The 18,549-nt window shown below is 57.6% G+C and carries 12 protein-coding genes and 1 tRNA gene; 7 read left to right on the top strand and 6 right to left on the bottom strand.

Annotation, left to right across the window (positions count from 1 at the left end):
- Nucleotides 1-20: 20 nt before the first annotated feature.
- On the bottom strand, nt 21-803 hold the full coding sequence (locus Poly21_RS19910) for an ion transporter (RefSeq protein ID WP_302119709.1): 783 nt from the start codon (nt 801-803) through the stop codon (nt 21-23).
- A 73-nt stretch (nt 804-876) separates the two neighbouring features.
- Nucleotides 877-961: transfer RNA gene (locus Poly21_RS19905), tRNA-Leu, on the bottom strand.
- A gap of 372 nt (nt 962-1,333) precedes the next feature.
- Between Poly21_RS19905 and Poly21_RS19900 the strand changes: the two genes are divergently transcribed.
- Together Poly21_RS19900 and Poly21_RS19895 are read left to right on the top strand one after the other, a co-directional pair.
- Nucleotides 1,334-3,739, top strand: a complete 2,406-nt coding sequence (locus tag Poly21_RS19900) for a helicase-related protein (protein WP_436967506.1) — start codon at nt 1,334-1,336, stop codon at nt 3,737-3,739.
- Between the two features lie 329 nt (nt 3,740-4,068).
- A complete protein-coding gene (locus Poly21_RS19895) occupies nt 4,069-4,599 on the top strand; it encodes a hypothetical protein (RefSeq protein WP_146408568.1) in 531 nt (176 codons plus the stop codon).
- A 209-nt stretch (nt 4,600-4,808) separates the two neighbouring features.
- On the opposite strand, the gene Poly21_RS19890 is transcribed toward Poly21_RS19895, so the two are convergent.
- The gene (locus tag Poly21_RS19890) at nt 4,809-6,305 is read right to left on the bottom strand and encodes a Do family serine endopeptidase (protein WP_146408567.1); all 1,497 of its coding nucleotides are present in this window, start codon (nt 6,303-6,305) and stop codon (nt 4,809-4,811) included.
- A gap of 566 nt (nt 6,306-6,871) precedes the next feature.
- On the opposite strand from Poly21_RS19890, the gene glgC reads away from it, so the two are divergent.
- The 3 genes from glgC to Poly21_RS19875 are packed head-to-tail and all read left to right on the top strand — an operon-like array spanning nt 6,872 to nt 10,980.
- Complete coding sequence (gene glgC, locus Poly21_RS19885) at nt 6,872-8,173, top strand: glucose-1-phosphate adenylyltransferase (RefSeq protein WP_146408566.1); 1,302 nt, start codon at nt 6,872-6,874, stop codon at nt 8,171-8,173.
- 29 nt (nt 8,174-8,202) lie between these two features.
- Nucleotides 8,203-9,954 carry a bifunctional riboflavin kinase/FAD synthetase gene (locus tag Poly21_RS19880; RefSeq protein WP_146408565.1) on the top strand — a complete coding sequence of 584 codons (1,752 nt, stop codon included), beginning with the start codon at nt 8,203-8,205 and terminating at the stop codon, nt 9,952-9,954.
- Between the two features lie 33 nt (nt 9,955-9,987).
- A complete protein-coding gene (locus tag Poly21_RS19875; RefSeq protein WP_146408564.1) occupies nt 9,988-10,980 on the top strand; it encodes a DHH family phosphoesterase in 993 nt (330 codons plus the stop codon).
- A 192-nt stretch (nt 10,981-11,172) separates the two neighbouring features.
- On the opposite strand, the gene Poly21_RS19870 is transcribed toward Poly21_RS19875, so the two are convergent.
- From Poly21_RS19870 to Poly21_RS19860, 3 genes are read right to left on the bottom strand one after another with little or no spacing between them, the layout of a single operon-like run.
- Nucleotides 11,173-12,216, bottom strand: a complete 1,044-nt coding sequence (locus Poly21_RS19870) for a lysylphosphatidylglycerol synthase transmembrane domain-containing protein (RefSeq protein WP_367302564.1) — start codon at nt 12,214-12,216, stop codon at nt 11,173-11,175.
- A gap of 38 nt (nt 12,217-12,254) precedes the next feature.
- Nucleotides 12,255-12,914, bottom strand: a complete 660-nt coding sequence (locus Poly21_RS19865) for a hypothetical protein (protein ID WP_146408563.1) — start codon at nt 12,912-12,914, stop codon at nt 12,255-12,257.
- Nucleotides 12,907-14,820: a cation:proton antiporter gene (locus Poly21_RS19860; RefSeq protein WP_146408562.1), complete on the bottom strand. Its 1,914-nt coding sequence runs from the start codon at nt 14,818-14,820 to the stop codon at nt 12,907-12,909. The genes Poly21_RS19865 and Poly21_RS19860 overlap by 8 nt, the downstream gene beginning before the upstream one ends.
- Nucleotides 14,821-15,404: 584 nt before the next feature.
- Between Poly21_RS19860 and Poly21_RS19855 the strand changes: the two genes are divergently transcribed.
- Both Poly21_RS19855 and Poly21_RS19850 read left to right on the top strand, forming a co-directional pair.
- Complete coding sequence (locus Poly21_RS19855; protein ID WP_146408561.1) at nt 15,405-16,004, top strand: RNA polymerase sigma factor; 600 nt, start codon at nt 15,405-15,407, stop codon at nt 16,002-16,004.
- A 96-nt stretch (nt 16,005-16,100) separates the two neighbouring features.
- On the top strand, nt 16,101-18,539 hold the full coding sequence (locus Poly21_RS19850; protein WP_146408560.1) for a serine/threonine protein kinase: 2,439 nt from the start codon (nt 16,101-16,103) through the stop codon (nt 18,537-18,539).
- Nucleotides 18,540-18,549 lie beyond the last annotated feature (10 nt).

The following is an 18,549-nucleotide window of genomic DNA, read 5'->3' as shown; positions in this document are numbered from 1 at the left end:
TCATCCATGAAGCTGGCTTGCTAATCCAGTTCACGTGCTTCCGAGAGGGCAGAGGCGACCAATCCGGCGGGAACCGCAACAATTCCCAGACCGACAAGTAGGATCACGAACGTGAAGCACTTGCCGCCAGTGGTGATCGGATAGACGTCCCCGTATCCCACCGTGGTGAGCGTGCAGACAGCCCACCAAAAGCTGTGGAAGACGGATGCGAATGCCTCCGGCTGCGCTTTGTTTTCAAATTGGTAAATCCCCACGGCCGCCAGATAGAGAACGATGCCAGCAGCGCTTAAAAACAGGACCAATTCCTCACGCGCAATCACGGCAGCGCGGTGGAAACGCTGGATAGCCTTATTGTAGCGCCCCAGCTTCAGAATGCGAAACAATCGAAGCAAGCGGAACGCTCGCAACGACCGCAGGTCAAAGCCTAGTTGCAGATAGAACGGTAGCACCGCTAACAGATCGACAATACCGAAGAAACTGCAGGCGAATCGCAGCGGTTTTTCAGCCGTCGCGATCCGAACTAAGTATTCCACTGTGAACACTGCAACGGTGAACACCTCGAACCATTGCAGCCAGCGGACTTGGCGTTCTGTCAGATGGGGCAGCGTTTCCAGGGCAAAAGCGAGCAACGAGGCAACAATCAGGCCTTGCAGCCCGATTGCCACTGCCCGGGACAGTCGTAAACGCCGTCCCGTGATCACGATTTGGCGGGCAAGATTTCGTAGTCGGCAGAATGCACGATGTTGACGAATACTCGGAGAGAGGCCAATTGGATCGATGAGCAGACGCCATCGCCACAGCAAGGGTCGCCGCTCCGCTTGCAAATGACGGCAATTCGTCCGCGATGAGAGATGTTTGCCGCCACGTCTGCAATAGTACGGATGAGAGGATTCGAACCTCCACGTCCTTATCGGACACTAGATCCTGAGTCTAGCGCGTCTGCCAATTCCGCCACATCCGCATGTGAGCGGCACAGAATATCCGCTCGCTCGAATTTCGGCAAGTGTCGCGCCAGGATGCTCTTTGACCCTCGCCCCAGTTGGTTGCCGAGAACTCGAAAATCATCCGTTGAGGGCAGCGGATCTGATCAGCTAGGAGGAACTCTCGGTCACGTTCCTTTTGAGGGGGTGGCTGTCTTTCCAGACGCTCTGGAATCCAAGGAAATGACAAAAATGACGGGGGGACAGGAAATTTATCGCTCGGGACAATTGTCCCAAGCTACGCGCACTGGGGTCTCAAGCTACGCGCACTGGCCGCTGGCCAGCGTGGAGCGTTAGGATGAGTGAGGCGAAATGCCGTTTGTCCGTGCCGCTCATTCCCAAAACCTGCTGTTGTGACCGATCCAGCGAATCCGCCGCCGCCGACGGCCATACCGAGCGAACCGCCTGCAAGCGTCCCCGCTGCTGAGTTTGAGCTCTCCACGCTGCTGCAGTATCTCCCGGGGATGGGGCTCGCGCGGGCGGATCGGCTGCGGAAATTGGGGCTTCGCAAGGCTCAGGATGTGTTGTTCTTTTTTCCCCGCGAGCATCAGTTCCCGCCGCCGCCGACCCGCGTGGATGACCTCCGCGAGGGCGTTCCGGCGACGTTCGTGGGTAAGATCACCGATGCGGAATTGGTCTCCCGGACCCCGGGTAAGTCCTTGTTCGCCGCCATTGTCGAGAACGACTCGGGGGCGGTGCGGATCGTCTTTTTCAACCAACCCTTTCGTGCCGAGCAGTTGACGTTCGATCGTTGGGTTCGCATCAGTGGCACCCCTAAACTCGAGGGGTTACGGTGGGCGTTCTCGCATCCGAAGTATGATCTTTTGGACGAGGGCGAACTCGCCGACGATGAGGTGCACGGCGAGTCGCGAGAGAAAACTGTTCAGCAGGAAGGCGACATTTTGCCTGTTTATCCGCTGACCGAGGGTATCAAGGATTACGAGCTGCGGCGTTTGACACGTCGGGTGGCCGGCGTACTTGCTAACCACGTTACGGAGGTCATGCCGTTGTCGCTGCGGGCGGCGGCAGCGGAGCGATTGCGGGAGGCGGGAGGTCGAATCGGCAATGACTTACCCGGCGGTGATTTACCGGACATTGCCACGACGTTGCTTGATATCCATGGACCCCCTTCTGCAGATGCGTTGACGGCGGCCCGGACACGGCTGATTTTTCAAGAACTCTTCGTCATGCAGCTCGCATTGGCGATGCGCCGGCGATCGCTGACGGGACGGCTGCAGGCTCCCGAGATGCCGTGCACGCCGCAAATTCGGCAGCGTATTCTGCGGCGTTTCCCGTTTGAGTTGACGGCGGATCAAGATCGCGTGATCAGCGAGATCGCGCGTGAGATGGGGCGGCAGTTCCCCATGAATCGACTGCTGCAAGGCGACGTGGGCAGCGGCAAGACCGTCGTGGCAATCTTTGCGATGATGCTGGCGGTCGCCAATGGGCATCAAGCGACGCTGATGGCTCCCACTGAGGTGCTGGCGCGGCAGCACTACCAAACGCTCACCAAGATACTCGCCGACAGCCGCGTGCGGATCGGGTTGCTGTGCGGGTCGTTGACCGCCGCTGAGCGACGACAAACGCTCGCCCAGATCGCAGCGGGCGAATTAGATCTGATCGTGGGCACGCAAGCACTCGTGTACGACATTGATTTTCACTCGCTCGGTCTGTGCGTCATCGATGAACAGCACAAGTTCGGGGTACGCCAGCGGGTGCAACTGCGATCGGGAGGCATTGATCCGCATTACCTCGTCATGTCGGCCACACCGATTCCGCGCAGCGTGGCGATGACCCAGTTCGGGGATGTGGACCTCAGCACGCTACGTGAAAAGCCGGCAGGGCGCGGGGATGTTCATACCTATCTTGCCAATGATAAGTGGCGAGAACGCTGGTGGGATTTCGTGCGTCAACGCATCGCTGAGGGTCGCCAGGCGTACGTGGTGGCACCGCGTGTTGGTGACGAGACGTCTGTTGACGAGATGCCTGGTGCGGACGCCAGCAATGCCGAGGCCACCGATGCCGATGCCAGCGGCGCCGAGGTTGCCGATGCCGCGCGATCGGGAGACGCCAACGAGGACGCCAACGAGGACGCCAACGAGGACGCCAACGAGGACGCCAACGAGGACGTCGCTGAGAGCGAGGAGGATGTTACCTCGGTCAGCCGTACGTTCGAGCGGCTTCGCGATCAGGTGTTCCCCGAACACCGCATCGAGTTGTTGCATGGACGGATGAAGCCGGAGGTGAAGCAGGAGGTGATGCAGCGGTTCGCCGAAGGTGAAATTGATGTGCTCGTCAGCACAACGGTGATTGAGGTCGGCGTGGACGTCGCCAACGCAACTGTGATGACGATTCTCGGTGGCAATCGATTTGGTTTGGCTCAATTGCATCAGCTCCGCGGACGGATCTCGCGAGGTACGCACGCGGCGTACGTGTGCGTTTTCACCGATGGAGAACGCTCGCCCGAGGAGAGTGAACGATTGCGAGTGTTTGAGCAGACTTCGGATGGTTTCGAGCTTGCTGAAGCGGATTTTCGGCTGCGTGGTCCCGGTGATCTGTTGGGGAAGAAGCAGAGCGGATTGGCACCTTTGCGGATTGCGGACTTGAACCGCGATGTCGAGATCCTACAGGTCGCTCGAGCGATGGCGCAGGAACTGATTGATGAAGATCCAGACATGGACGATCCAGAACTCGCTAATCTGCGCGACCAAGTGCTGCGTCGATACGGTGAACGACTTGATCTGGGCGACGGGGCATGAGTCGCACCGGTGCGGTTCACTGCACGAGCCAATTGATCGCAGAATGGTCAACGGTGCTGTGCTGCGGGGCAGCAATGGAACTAAACTGGGGGTGTGGGAGTCAGAAGAATGGGCTTTTGGCGGGCTGTTGAATTAGAGAGCCGAGACGCGTCCGCGGCCGGGCTCACGACGCTGCCAGGTGTCCGACGGCTCTCGATTCACCCTGTCGTCGCAAAAGTCCATTAAATCAACAGCCCGTTGACGAGTTCCGCGACGGAGTTTGGATACGATGATTCACAGGCTCGAACGATTTCAATAGATAGCCTTACCCCCCCCTGCAGGATTGACCGATGAAGCGATACGCGGTACCCGTCATTTTATGCATGCTAGTCGTCAGCAATTTGATGGCTCAAAAGCCTGAAAATAATGCTGATGAGTTCAAGGGACCGAACAAGGATGTCACTTACCGACTGCTGTGGTTGATTGAGTCCGACGACGAAAACCGCTTGGCCTATCAGGGGCCTGCGAACGAGGGATTGTCGTCGGCGGGTTACGGTCGGTTGGTAGTGGCGGGATCGGCGACGGCGATGGTGGCGGTTGGTCAGCGAAGTTCCGTGTCGGGTTCATCACGCTATGGTCAGATGAACATGACTGTGTCGCTGCTGAACACGAGCGATCGTGAACAATTTGAGGTTAAGGTCACTGTACAGACGCGAGACCGGTCGCCGATGAGTGTTGAGACCACGGCGCGAGTTCCCAAGGGACGTTGGTTCTTGGTGGGTGGGGCGGACTCGCAAACTGGCCAGCCGATCTATGCTGATGATGGCAAGCGAGCCGTCGCGATCATGCGGATCGACGACGGCGTGATGTTGCTTGATTGAAACTGATCGATTGTGAGGCGTGAAAACGCGATCAGCCCAGACGCGATCAGCCCAGACGCGATCAGCCCAGACACGATCAGCCCAGACACGATCAGCCCAGACACGATCAGCCCAGAGGCGTAACGGCCGGCGTGGCGGTGCCTGCCACGGGGTGCCCCTGCCTCGAGAAATGGGCTGGGGGCTTTCCCGCGCACACTGGCTGCAAATGCTTAGCGAATGACGAGCAGCATTTTCGTATTGCCACGGCGGACAACGACTTGCAACGGTACCTGTTGCTGCTTGGCGACGGCAAGAATTTTGGTCAGTTGTTCCACCGATTCTACTGCACGTCCAGCTGCAGTCTCGATCACATCACCAGCTTGTAGTCCCGCTTCTGCGGCGATGCCTTGATCGCTGACGCTGGTGACGATGAGGCCTCCCTGGAGATCGGCGTAGCCGTACTCTTTGGCCGACTGTGGCGTGACGGGCTCGAGTTCGGCGCCCCACGGTGAGCGGGGGCTGAACATGGCCATTGCTTTCTCGGTGCGCAGCTGCAGGTTGACCGTGACGTTCAGTTCCTCGCCATGGCGATTGATCTTCATTTGGACACTTTGGCCTGGAGCGCGGCTGGCGATGTAGTTCACCAATCGCGAGCTGGTTGTGACGGGGCGTCCGTCCGTCTCGAGAATCACGTCGCCCGGCTGCAATTCAGCATTGGCAGCGGGCTGGCCTTCGAGCACACCGCGGATCAGCGCACCCTTACTCACTTTGAGTCCAAACTCAGTAACCACCTCGGGGGTAACATCGGCAACCTGAGCTCCTAGGAAACCGCGACGGACTTCGCCGTTCTCGATAATCGACTCGAACACTGGACGAGCGAGCGCAACCGGAATTGCAAATCCGATGCCCGCACTGGTTCCCGAGCGGGACAGGATCGCGGTATTGATACCGACCAGCTCGCCGTGCAGGTTGACCAATGGCCCGCCGGAGTTCCCCGGATTGATAGCGGCATCGGTTTGTAGGAAGTCTTCGAAACCGTGCCCGTCATCGACAATGCCTTGGACGCGATTTTTGCCGCTGATGATGCCTGCGGTAACGGTTTGGTCGAGCCCAAATGGGCTGCCAATGGCGAGCACCCAATCACCAACGCGAATCGCTTCGCTGTCGCCGAAGGGCACCGGCTGCAAACCAGTCCGATCAATCTTGACGACCGCCAGATCGGTTTCAGGGTCAGTTCCCACGACTTCCGCTTCGACCTTAGCACCGGTGCTGAGTTCCACCGTGACAATATCGGCGCCTTCGACGACATGGTTATTCGTCAAAATGTACCCATCCTGGCGAACGATAACCCCGCTGCCTTGTCCCTGCTGCTGTGGTTGTGGTTCCATGCTGCGTCCCCGCCGGCCGCCGTTACCGAAGAATTGTTCAAAACCCGGGGGCAGTTGTTGCCGGAGATTAGGTGACAATTGGCGAGCACGGGAGCTGACATCTGTTTGCGTGCTAATGCTTACGACGCTCGGTCGCATGACCTCGGCGACATTTCGAAATGCCGATGAGATGTCCTGGGCGGTGTTCAGATTCTGAGTCGCCGCTCGGTCGCGAAGTTGCTGATCGGCATGAGCTTCTGAGTTGACCGCGCGAGGCAGGCTCATCATCAGGCCAAACAGGAGGGTGGCAACCCAGGCGGACGCCAAGACTAAGCTGATTCGCTTCCAGTGCAGTTGCATGATTTGGGTTCTCCGTGGAGGAAAGTGGGGAGGGGGAACAAGAACGCGATTCCTGAACCCGCCGAGCTGATCGTGGCGACACGAGGATTTTCGACGATGCCTTGGCTCACAGCGAGTTTGGTCAGAGTTAGCAGGGCACATTGAAACAGGGCACAGTGGAACAGGGCACAGTGAAATAGGGCACAGTGAAATAGGGCACAGTGATTTGCAGTGCAGTCACTGGGTCACGTGCCCGAAACGAGCCACCACCCTGGCGGCCAAAGTCTCGTAGGGACGCACGCAGTGAAGCACACGCGATGTAACACACCCAGGTCCGGAACCGTTGTTTGGCTCGGATGGGGGAAAGCGCACTGATGTGAACTGTTACGTGGCAAAAACTGTTTTGGTTGATCATTCGCCTGGGGGCCGTGAGCGTCAACTCACGCAGATTCGGTGGCTGCGACAAAATTACCCAAGCAGACTACGTACCTATTTGCTAAGTTGGTTCGAGGGTTTCGGCAATGCGGTGCCGATCAAGACCCTATTGCCTGCACGATGGGGTGTCTGTTGCCCAATAATGCAGTGCGATGAAACTGATTCGCGATGCAGTTTGGCAACGGATGGATCTCGAAATGATGCAACAAACCCTGACGGTCATCTTGGCGGGAGGCCGTGGTTCGCGGCTGGAACCCTTGACGCGAGATCGTGCCAAGCCGGCGGTACCGATTGGCGGCTGCTACCGGATCATTGACTTTGTGTTGAGCAATTGTCTCAACAGCGGCATGCGACGCGTCTTGATGTTGACGCAGTACAAAGCCCAGTCGCTCGACCGGCACATCCAGCTAGCGTGGACGAATTATTTTTGTCGAGAGCTCGGCGAGTTCATTGATGTCGTGCCGCCCCAGCAGCGAATCGACGATAATTGGTACCAGGGTACTGCTGACGCTGTTTACCAAAATATCTATGCGATCGAGCGGGAATTACCTGAGTACGTTGTGATCCTCGCGGGCGATCATTTGTACAAGATGAACTATCGAACGATGGTCGATTTTCACCGTCGTAAGGGTGCCGATGTCACAGTGGGAGCCCTCCGGGTTAATCGCCAGGAAGCTCATCAGTTTGGCGTGATGCAAGTTGATGCGGACGACCGGCTACTGGAGTTCCAAGAGAAACCCGAGCACCCGCAGGCCACGCTGGACAACCCCGAGGTGTGTTTGGCATCGATGGGGATCTATGTGTTCAACACGCGGTTCCTGTTTGAGCGTTTGTGCGACGACGCAACGGATCTCAACAGCAGCCATGACTTCGGAAAGAACATCATTCCGGGGGCGATTGCTGACAGCAACGTATTGGCATTTCCGTTCACCGATGAGAATCGCAAATCCGATGCATACTGGAGAGATGTCGGCACGATTGAAGCGTACTACGAGGCCAACATGGATCTGGTCAACGTGGATCCCCAGCTCAATCTGTATGATTCGCAGTGGCCCGTTCGCTCGTTCCGGCCCCAGTTGCCACCCCCGAAATTCGTATTCGGCAGTGATGGTCGTTCGACGCGCCAGGGAGTGGCCATGGATTCGATCATTTGCCAAGGCGCCATCATCAGCGGCGGCAGCGTGATGCGGTCGGTCATCGGGGCAGGCTGTCGGGTCAATAGCTACGCTCAGATCGAGGATAGTATTTTGTTCGACGACGTTGAGGTGGGACGGCATAGCCGGATTCGACGAGCCATTATCGACAAGGGCGTGCGAATCCCACCAGAAATGGAGATTGGTTATGATCCGGTCGCGGATGCCGAGCGTGGTTTGACGGTGACCGACAGCGGCTTGGTGGTAATTGCGCGCGGCGAGTTGATTCGCACCCAAGATGCGGTTTCGACGTTCGTCTGACCGGTCGGAGAGACTCACAGTTCGCAGCCATGTTGAATGAGAACGCCATTTTGCTCGTCGTTGGCGTGATCGTTGCCTGCCTGCTCTCAGGGGGCAGTTTCGCCATGGGGTTGTTGCTGGGCCGGCGGACGCGGCGCAGCGAAAACTACCTTACCGAGGCGCACACCGACGCGTTGACAGGGTTGTCCAACCGCCGCGCCTTCGATAAATGTCTCGATGCATTGTTTCAAGCATGCCACGAGGAGGGCAATTCGTTTGTATTGGCGTTAGTCGACGTCGATCATTTCAAAGCGATCAACGATTCGTACGGGCACCCTGTCGGCGACATCGTCTTGCAGCGAATTGCCTCGACGTTGGAGGGTGGATGTGGCAACGCGAGTATGGTCGCACGGCATGGTGGCGACGAATTCGCGATTCTGATCGTTGCGCCCGTCGAGGTTGCTGCTGCCCGATTCAACCAATTGTGCAAGCGGATTTCCGAGCGGCCCATCGAGGTTGGGCATGCTGCGATTGAGGTCACGATCAGCGTGGGGCTGAGCCGATGTAACACCGAGTTGTCGGTGGAGGCGGTGGTGCGACAGGCCGATAAAGCTCTCTACCTGGCAAAAAAGCGAGGCCGTAACCAAGTCTGTTTCGACGCCGCCCTAACGGAATCCGCACCGATCGGGCATACTGGCAACATTCTCCGTCCCAAGTTCGAGAACGATACCCGTCTGGAAATGAAACCGCCCTGCCCTGCTCCCATTCTGACCTGCCATTTGGACGAGCTGGAGAGCGTTCCGGAGGTGCAGGATCGAGTCAAACGGGGAGCTGTCAGTATCGGCAATTTTGACGGCGTGCACGCGGGCCATCGAGAGTTGCTCGCGCGCGTTCGCGCGGCAGCCGATCGAGTGGGGGGGCCCGCCGTGGTGGTGGTTCTCGACCCGCACCCCGCAACCGTCTTGCGACCGCATAGTGCTCCCGCCCGTTTGACGACGATTCCCAGACGCGCCGAGTTGATGGGTGAACTCGGGATCGACGCCCTGGTTGTTTGCCCAGCCTCGCTGGAATTCCTCAATCACACGGCTGACGAATTCTTTGAGTTGTTGATCGCCAATCGCCTGCAGGCGGAGAGCGTCGTCGAGGGGCCTAATTTTTTCTTTGGTCGAGATCGCGGCGGTGACATCAATCGATTGCGAGTTTTGTGCGAGCAGTCAGGAAAATCTCTGGAGATCGTCGAGCCTCGCATGGAGGAGGAACGCATGGTCAGCAGTTCGCGGATCCGCGAGGCTATCTCGGCGGGCCAGATACGGTCAGCCAACACCATGCTGCAGTCGACTTATCAGATCAGTGGACGGGTGGCTGCGGGTGCCGGACGCGGGCGTTCGTTGGGGTTCCCGACCGCCAACTTAGTGGAGGTCGCCACGCTCATTCCGGGCCATGGCGTCTACGCCGCCTACGTCACCGGCCAGGGATTGCCTAGAGCGGGATTGCCTAGAGCGGGTTTGTCTGGGGAGGTGCTGGCCCGGCAAGGTTCACCCGCGCAAGGACCTGCCGTTGGCCCGCTGCTCGCTGCAGTGCACGTCGGGCCCAACCCCACCTTTGACGATGAACAGCGGACTAAGGTCGAGGTTCATTGTTTAGATTACGATGGCGACCTGTATGGTCAAACAGTGACGGTTCACTGGCTCGATCAACTCCGTGGAGTCGAAAAATTCAAGAGTGCTGAAACGCTCGCGGTACAGATCCAGCGGGATATCGCGACCGTGCGCAGCCTCGCTTCCCAAATACAATCTCGTTAACAACCGTTTCATCTTTAGAAAGAAAGTGTCTCCGTGGGAGTCAATTGGAAAGCCTTCGTCGATCAAATCAGCCATTATCAATCGTTTGTTTTGGTCAGTCATATTCGCCCTGACTGTGATGCCTTGGGCAGTGAACTGGGCATGGCTGAGGTCCTCCGGGCGATCGGCAAGGACGTCCGGATCATCAACGCTCACCGCACGCCGCCGGCGCTTTCGTTCCTGGACCCGGCAGGGAATATCGATGTGCTCGGCGATAGCGTCGAAGCCGAGGATGTGAAGGCCGACTGCATCATGATTCTCGACACCAGCGCCTGGGCACAGCTGGGCGACATGGGCGACGTCATTCGTGCGTCTCGGGCAGACAAAATGGTGCTCGATCACCATGTGGGCGAAGACGATCTCGGCGCCACGATGTACAAGGACTACCAGGCTGAAGCGACCGGACAGTTGGTGGTTCAGGCCGCCGATGCGTTCCATGTTCCGCTCACCCGCGCGATGGCGGTGCCCGTGTTTGCGGCAATCGCGACTGACACAGGATGGTTTCGGTTTCCTTCGGTGACGCCGGAAACGTACCGTGTGATTGCGAGGCTGATGGAGGTCGGCGTCGTTCCGAGCGAAGTGTACGGAGATTTATATGAGCGAGACACGATCGGGCGTCTGAAACTGCGTGGTTTAATTCTCTCCCGAACCACCACCGAGATGGATGGTGCGCTCGTTTACACGCATGTCAGCAAAGGGGATTTTGCCGACTGCGGAGCCGAGGCCAGTGACACCGAAGATGCCATCAATCTGACACTGTCGATCCGGGGCACGCAGGCCGCTGTGATCTTTGTCGAACAGCTTCGCGGTGGTTTCAAGCTGTCTTTTCGCAGTCGTTGTGCGTTTGATTGCAACGAGATCGCTCGTCAGTTCGGTGGCGGTGGCCATAAGGCGGCCGCGGGCGCATTCCAAGAAGGAACACTCGCTGACGTTCAAGAGCGAGTCTTGCCGGTCGTGCGTGAGGCGTTGCAGCGGGCACTGGCGTGAAGCGAGGAGATCGCAAACGGGGGCGCTGCGAGCTGACGCCAGCGAATGAATTCCGCGGGAAAATCACGGCGGGAGAAGTCCGTCCTGGGATGGGGCGATTTACCCAGCCAAAGCCTTTCCTTGACTAGGGGCGGGGCCTCCCGCTCCCGCTCCCGCTCCCGCTCCCGCTCCCGCTCCCGCAGCGACGCAGGCTCAGGCGGTGGCGTCGCTGATCGAATCGGCCGCCATACCTTCGGGGTGCTCTTCGGCGTACTCCAAGCTCTCTTGAACATCTTTGCCAGCGGTCCAATAGAAAACCGTGCCGATACCCGCAATCACGAGCTTCACCAGCTCAAAAACGAGTGCGACCAGCGTACCGGATGCGTCCGTTGCTCGGGCTGGTACGAGGTGGTAGAGCGTCTCAATTGTGACTTCGAGCACGCCAATTCCTGCGGGCGTGATGGGCAGGGCTGAGGCGAGCATACCAATCGGGACGATCACAAAATGCTCAGCGAGCGTCGGCGGTGCCGCGTACATCGATGTGGCGATCAGGTACATGCTGACCACGAAGCATCCTTGGACGCATACGCTCATTAGCAGTGATAGTCCAAACGCCCACGGATGATGATGAAAGGCTCGCAGGGGCGGGCCGATTTTCTCGATCAACGGGCCCACCATGGCGGCACCCGAGAGTTGTTGAATCACACGATCGACGATCTTGCCGCCCAGGACGAGTAACAGCAGGACGGCGGTACCGGTACCCAACAGTCCGCCCACAATCCATTTGATGTTCTCAATGCTGAGACCGTTGAACTCGAACGGATCGGTTGACTCACGCATGATCAGGCCGACCGAAACGAGCAGCAGCAATCCGTACATGCCCGAGCCCCGATCGACGAACACCGATGCGACTGCCGCCACCCGCTTCCCCGGACTCCGCCGAGCGAGGAACACAGCTTTGAATAGATCTCCACCCACGCTGCCTGCGGACACAAAACTCAGTAGAAAGCAAATCGAGCTAAGCCGTAGCGACTCGAGCAAGCTCAACGGGATGCCTTGGCATCGCACCAGCATCCACCAACGCAGAAATGACACGAAGAGTGCGACCATGGCCACGCCCAACGCTGCCGCCAACACGGGATAGTTGATCGGACGCTCGGAGAGTTGTTGCCAGTTCGACGCTGGCATCCGCCACAGCAAGTACCCGATAATTAGGACTGGCGCGACGAATTTTCCAATCTTGAACCCGATACCGATCGCTGTGGATGTTCGTCGCGGCGGAGCGTCTGCATCATTTACCGAATGAACCACTCGTGAAATCCTTCGACGAGTAGTGCGGGTTGGGCTGCGATATATCGAACTAAGAAGAATGCGGTCATCGTCGCCATGATTAACATCGCCCAGCCCCGGCGAGGATAGGGAGGCGGAGTGGGACGTAGTTCAGTGCGGAGATGATTGGCGAGCTGGTTCCAAAAGGCGAGCGGAAGGGTCGGTTCAAACGCGACCACACTGCTGCAGTCGTTCCCCCGGACGGGGTCGAGCCGTATGTGGGTGGTCAATGCAGGCAGGTGTATCTGCAGTTGCTCTTCGTGTTCAATGGCATTGGAATCCATTGCTCGGGCGGCCCGGACCATCGCGGGGTAGACCTCTTCGAGCGTGCGGCCATAGATGACGAGTTTCGGTCGACTGTTAATGACGACCAAGCAAGCGAATAGAAAATAGAGCAGCATCAAGGGGATCCAGACCCATGCGCCGAGCAGCGACGCCGTCGCGTTGGGGAAGAACAATTCCATTGGTCCGATCACGATCAAACCTGATATCGCAACTAAGACGGCGGCTGTGTCACGGGCGCCCGTTGTCACCCATACAAAACCACCGATGCGAATGATTGATAAACAGAGCACGTAAACAATCAGTGGCGAAAACGCGAGCGTTGCGGCAAAAGGATCAAACATGAGTATCGGTCTCGTCTGTTTCTGATAAGTCATGGTCCGCCGCCTCGTGAGAGGAGTCATTTTCCTGCGACGCATGCTGCGATGGGATCGGGCTGACCGTAACAAACGCGAGGATCGTTTGTCCCGCAACAGGAACGAGTGGGTCGTCGATCGTATTGATTTTCAACAGTCCTTCGCCGTCGATCGAACACATCACGATCGCTTGCTCGCCATACTTCGCGGTGAATTTCTCATAGGTGAATTCGGCCGATAATTTAGTCGACTTCATGACGGCACCAGCATCGTGCATATCACGCAGTCTTGAGTAGGTGACACCTTTACCAAACAGTTCTCGTCCGACCAGACTTTTGGTCAGCTCGCGCCGGCCGGGAGTGACTTTGGTTTTGAAGGTGAGTTGATACAGCCGCGAGGAATCAAATCGGTGGCGGCACTCGCGCAGTGCGAGCGAGTTGACTTCGTCGTTGGGGGTGAGGGCCATGAATCGACTGATCCCTGTTAGGTCGAGCTCGTCGCGGACATGTTCATTGAGAATATTGGCACATTCAGCTCGAATTCCTGCCATTCTTGCTTGGCTGACCTTGTTGTAATTCGTGTCCACTAACAGCAGCGGAATCTTGGCATTATGCAGCTCCCCGGCGAATTCGCGGACCCATGGGTCGGCGCCAACAATCAGGATTCCGTGAGATGCCTCCTCGGCAAGTTTCAGAAATCTTGCCAGCGGCCCCGCGGCGATGCCGTAGACCGTCACTGTGCCAATGATGACCAGGAAAGTGACTGTCGCGAGTTGGCTTGAGCCAGGAATAACCAAATCGCTGCGGCTCTCCATGCCCAGAGCGAACACACTGCTGACGGCCGCAGCGACAATCCCACGAGGGGCGAGCCCTGCAATAAATGTTCGTTCACGATAGTTCAGCGGGCTGCCCAGTAGCGACAGGTAGACTGAAAGTGGGCGGACGACTAAGACCAACGCCAGGAGCAGAGCGAGTCCGGGCAATCCAATGGCGCCTATATCCGCCAAATCCACCCGCGATCCGAGCACAATGAACAGACAGCCGATCAGCAATGTCCGCAAGTTCTCCTTCAGCTCAACGATATGTTCAATATTGAAGTGCTTCTGGTTGGTCAACCAAATTCCTAACACGGTCACGGTGATCAACCCCGACTCATGTGCCAGTTCATTGCTGATCGCGAACAGTAACAGAGAGAGTGTGAGGGCAGCCACGCCGTGCAAGTGATCGGGGACCCAGAAGCGTCGCAGCGCCTGGGTCAGCACGGCGCCACCGACGCAGCCGAGGACGAGGCCAACCGTGAGGGTCCACGTTAGCGACTTCAGTACACTCGTCCATTCCGGTGATGCATGCTGCAGCAGTACTTCTTCGTAGACCAACACGGCGAGTACCGCGCCGATGGGGTCGATGACAATGCCTTCCCATTTCAACGTCGAGGCAACTCGGCGACTTGGCCGCACCTGGCGCAGCAGCGGACCGATGACGGTCGGGCCGGTAACCACCAGGATCGCGCCCAAGAGAGCGCTGAGTTGCCAGCCCCAGTGCAGTAAGTAGTGCGCCGCGATCGTGTTACCCACAAACGAGAGCAACGCCCCGATCGTCACCAACCGCAGCGACGCCGATCCAGATTCGCGTAGTTCACCGAGTTTGAGTGTCAGGCCCCCCTCAAACATAATCACGCCCACCGACAGGGCGACCAAGGGGAACAGTAGATTCGGGCCAGCGGAATGGTCGCCGTCGGTTAAGTCAGCTAAGAAAGCGTCGGGTTGTACAAACCATCCCAAACAGACGCCGAACAGCAGAAGCACCAGAATGCTGGGAAATCCGGTTCGCCATGCCAACCACTGAGCCGTCACACCCAGAGCGGGCACCAGGGCCAAGTAAAGCAGAAAGTCCATGGCGCGGGATCAGGTTAACAGGGAATTGGAAGGGCTGGTAACATTGTAGCCAGATGGCTCCGCCCGTCTGAGCTATCAGCAAATGGTAGCTCAGATCGCATTGCTGATCGAAGGCGTTTGTGGTCATGCACCAAAAAATTTTTGTCTGGTGTGATATCGCGGGCTAGCGAGCATTGCAGCAGAAGCACTTCAATGGTGAGTGGATTGCCGTAAGGCGTAGGGCAACGTGGCGGGCGAGACCACTTGCTTTCACGCACATATCGAATTGCTGGTGGCCGCTGATAGCGAGAAGTGTCGCGAAAAAATTTGGCCACCAACGCCGAGGATGACGAGTATCGCGTTTCGAGACAACTGAGCGCGCGACTGCAAGCAAGTAGGCCCGGTTCCACCGGTCGCACGCGTTGGATGACCGACGCGATGAGCGAATCACAGGGTAGGGCCGGTAGAACCGGCCCTACCTTTGTAGCCAGACGGCTCCGTCGGACGGAGCTGATCGCACTGCAGGCCTGCACGCGGGGCCCCCGATTAGGCTAAGCTGAGGCGTTGTGATTCATGCAAGCCAGTTCGTTCCCCTATCGCATTTCATGTCAACTCACCACGTTACATCCCACAGCCTGATTGTTCGTCTGCGCAGTCGCGACGCGGATGCGTGGTCACGATTTTCGCTGATTTATTGCCCCTTAGTCTATCGCTGGGCGCGTCAATCGCGATTGCAGCAGGTGGATGCAGACGACGTGGTTCAGGAGGTGTTCCGGAGCGTTTCGACGAGTATCGATTCCTATCGTGAGAATGCTGATGTGGGAAGTTTCCGCCGTTGGCTGTGGGGCATCACTCGCTACAAGTTGATGGATCACTTCCGACGTATTGCCGCAGTCCCCCAAGCCGAAGGGGGGACCAGTGCCAACGAGAGAATGCAGCAGGTGCTCGATTCGGCTTCAGACGAGTCGAGCATTGATCCGTCATTCGATGCCGACGCTTGGATCGTTCATCGCATCCTCGGTCTGATGAAGTCCGATTTTGAAGAACGAACTTGGCATGCGTTCTGGAAAATGGCTGTCGAGGATCGCTCCGCCAGCGATGTCGCCAACGAGCTTGGTATGAGTAAACAAGCCGTTCGCCAAGCCAAGTATCGCGTGCTGCGGCAACTGCGGTCGGAACTACAGGACCAAGTTTCATTCCCCTAAGCAAAAGTAGACACTCCCGTCATTTCGGAACTTTTGTGTGGCGCTCAGACGAATAGCTGGCAGAGACTTCCCGACGCCGCAAAATCACGAAGATCGATGAATCGAGCCACCCGAGATGAAATCATGAATCCCGATGATTGCCCAGCCTCCGAAAAGCTGATTGATTTCGTTGCTGGGTCACTCAGCGAAGGCGTGGCACTGTATATCTCCGATCACGTCGAGGCGTGCCCAAATTGTGAAGAAACCGTCATCAATTTAGAGGCGACCGCAGACACGCTGATCGGGAAACTACGGCTTCCCGAGCCGCAGAACTCGTATTCACAAGAAGCGGGATATGAGCGGGCCATTGAACTGGTCAAATCGATCGGTATGGAGCCTCCCAGCAACAGCGAGGCTACGTTTTCGACAGACAACGCGGTCGTGCCGGGCGAGCTTGATCGAGTCGACGACACCGATGTCAAGGGTATGTTGGGCCAATATGAGCTGCTCGAAAAGCTCGGCCAAGGTGGAATGGGGACCGTTTACAAAGCGAAACATACTCGGCTCAGGCGAATTGTGGCACTGAAAGTCCTGCCTCCGAGTCTGCTGCAGGATGCATCGGCGGTTGCCCGGTTCGATCGTGAAATGCATGCCGTTGGACAGCTCGACCATCCCAACATTGTCCGAGCCAGCGACGCAGGTGAATTCGAGGGGACTCACTACCTCGTGATGGAGCTAGTCAACGGTGACGATCTGGCGGTGATTGCCAGTCGTCGGGGGCCGCTGGGCGTCGCCGAAGCTTGTGAAATCATCCGGCAAGCCGCCGTGGGTCTTGCTCATGCCAACGACAAAGGCTTGGTGCATCGGGATATCAAACCGTCCAATCTGATGCTGACAGAATCGGGGCAGGTCAAAATTTTAGACATGGGTCTGGCGCTGCTGGACGCGCCACTGGATGCCGCCGAAGGCCTGACGTCGACGGGGCAAGTCATGGGGACTCTCGACTACATTGCTCCAGAGCAAGTAACCGACAGTCACGCAGTGGATATTCGAGCGGATATCTATTCGCTGGGGTGTACGTTGTATCGGCTGCTGTGTGATCGCGCGCCCTTTCAAGATGCCAAGTACCGCAATGTCATCTACAAAGCGATGGCGCATGTGGATGCTACACCGCCACCACTTGCTCAGCGGCGTGCGGACTTGCCCGATGAAGTGATCGCGATCGTCGACAAAATGCTTGCCAAAAGTCCCGATGAACGTTTTCAAACCCCCAATGAACTAGCCGCCGCGTTGATTCCGCTGACTGTGGGTCACGATCTGTTGGCTTTGTTGGCCGAAATGCCTGCTGCTGACACATCTACGACCAACGCACGCGCTGCCAACGTGGAAGCACCGACCATTGATTCAGTTTCGGTGGCGACCGAAACGAATGCTAGCGAAACGGTGGCAGATTCCCCGTTGCAGGCCAGTTCGTCCATGAACGGTGGCCGCCGCATTTGGCCGCTCATCACTGGGCTGGGCGGTGCCGCGATGTTGTTGATTGTGGCTAGTGTGTTTTTCTTACAGACGCCCCAGGGAATCTTGCGAGTCGAAATCAACGATCCCGATATCGAAGTCCGCGTCCAAGGCGATAGCGTTGTCTTGCACAGCGACGACAAAGACCCGATCACACTGGCTGCGGGCGAACATGCACTGACAATCACGCGCGGAGAGTTCAGCTTTGACACGAAACAATTCACGTTGAAGAAAGGTGAGACGACGACCGTCAAAGTCGAACTGATGGACGGCGTGCTGCAAGTTGCATCGTCAGACGGGTCGATGCTTGGTGAGAAACAAATTCGGGTTCCTTCGCCAAATCTCAAGCCATTACCGAAGTCAGCTCCGACGCCGCCAGCGAGCGATATCGCTCAAGTCTCCAGCGCCAGCCCAACTCCCGAGGACGATATTCGATGGGCTCACGAAGATTTGAAAGCGGTCATTACGTTGCGTGACGATACAGGCTCTGAGTCAACCGTCGGTCCCGATCAGCCGCTCCCGGAAAATCCGGGGGCAATTGTTGGGCTCATCTTTTCGAGTATCAATCCGGCGACCGATGCCGATCTGCGACGTGTGGGCTCCTTCGCCGAGCTGGAGTCCCTTGCTTTTCGCGGTACGACTAAATATTCCCCTACGTTCATTGGGAGTGCTCAAGGTATCCTTGAACTGGGGCGACTTTCGAAGTTGCGGACTCTCGATCTTGGGGGTTTGCCAGAGGGATCGCGTGGTGAGAAGGTGCTTGCAAATCTGGCCCTTGAGTATCTACACCTTCCTTACGCGGACGTCAATGAATGGGCAGCCGCGGCCGCGGGACACCCGACGATTACCAGCCTCAGTTGCTACCGTGCGCACATCTCCGATACGGCGTTGAAGGGACTTGAACAGAGCAAGGGGTTGAAGTTGCTCGACCTCCGTGCGGCCGGAAGTCACAGCCCCGACGCGATTCAACAATTCGCGGACGCCGTGCCGGGATGCCGCATCAGATTGTCGACATCTGAATTCATCGAACCGCGCGAATAAGAATAGCCGA

This window comes from Allorhodopirellula heiligendammensis (assembly GCF_007860105.1).
Classification (GTDB): domain Bacteria; phylum Planctomycetota; class Planctomycetia; order Pirellulales; family Pirellulaceae; genus Rhodopirellula; species Rhodopirellula heiligendammensis.
This window is presented reverse-complemented; position numbering and strand designations above follow the sequence as displayed.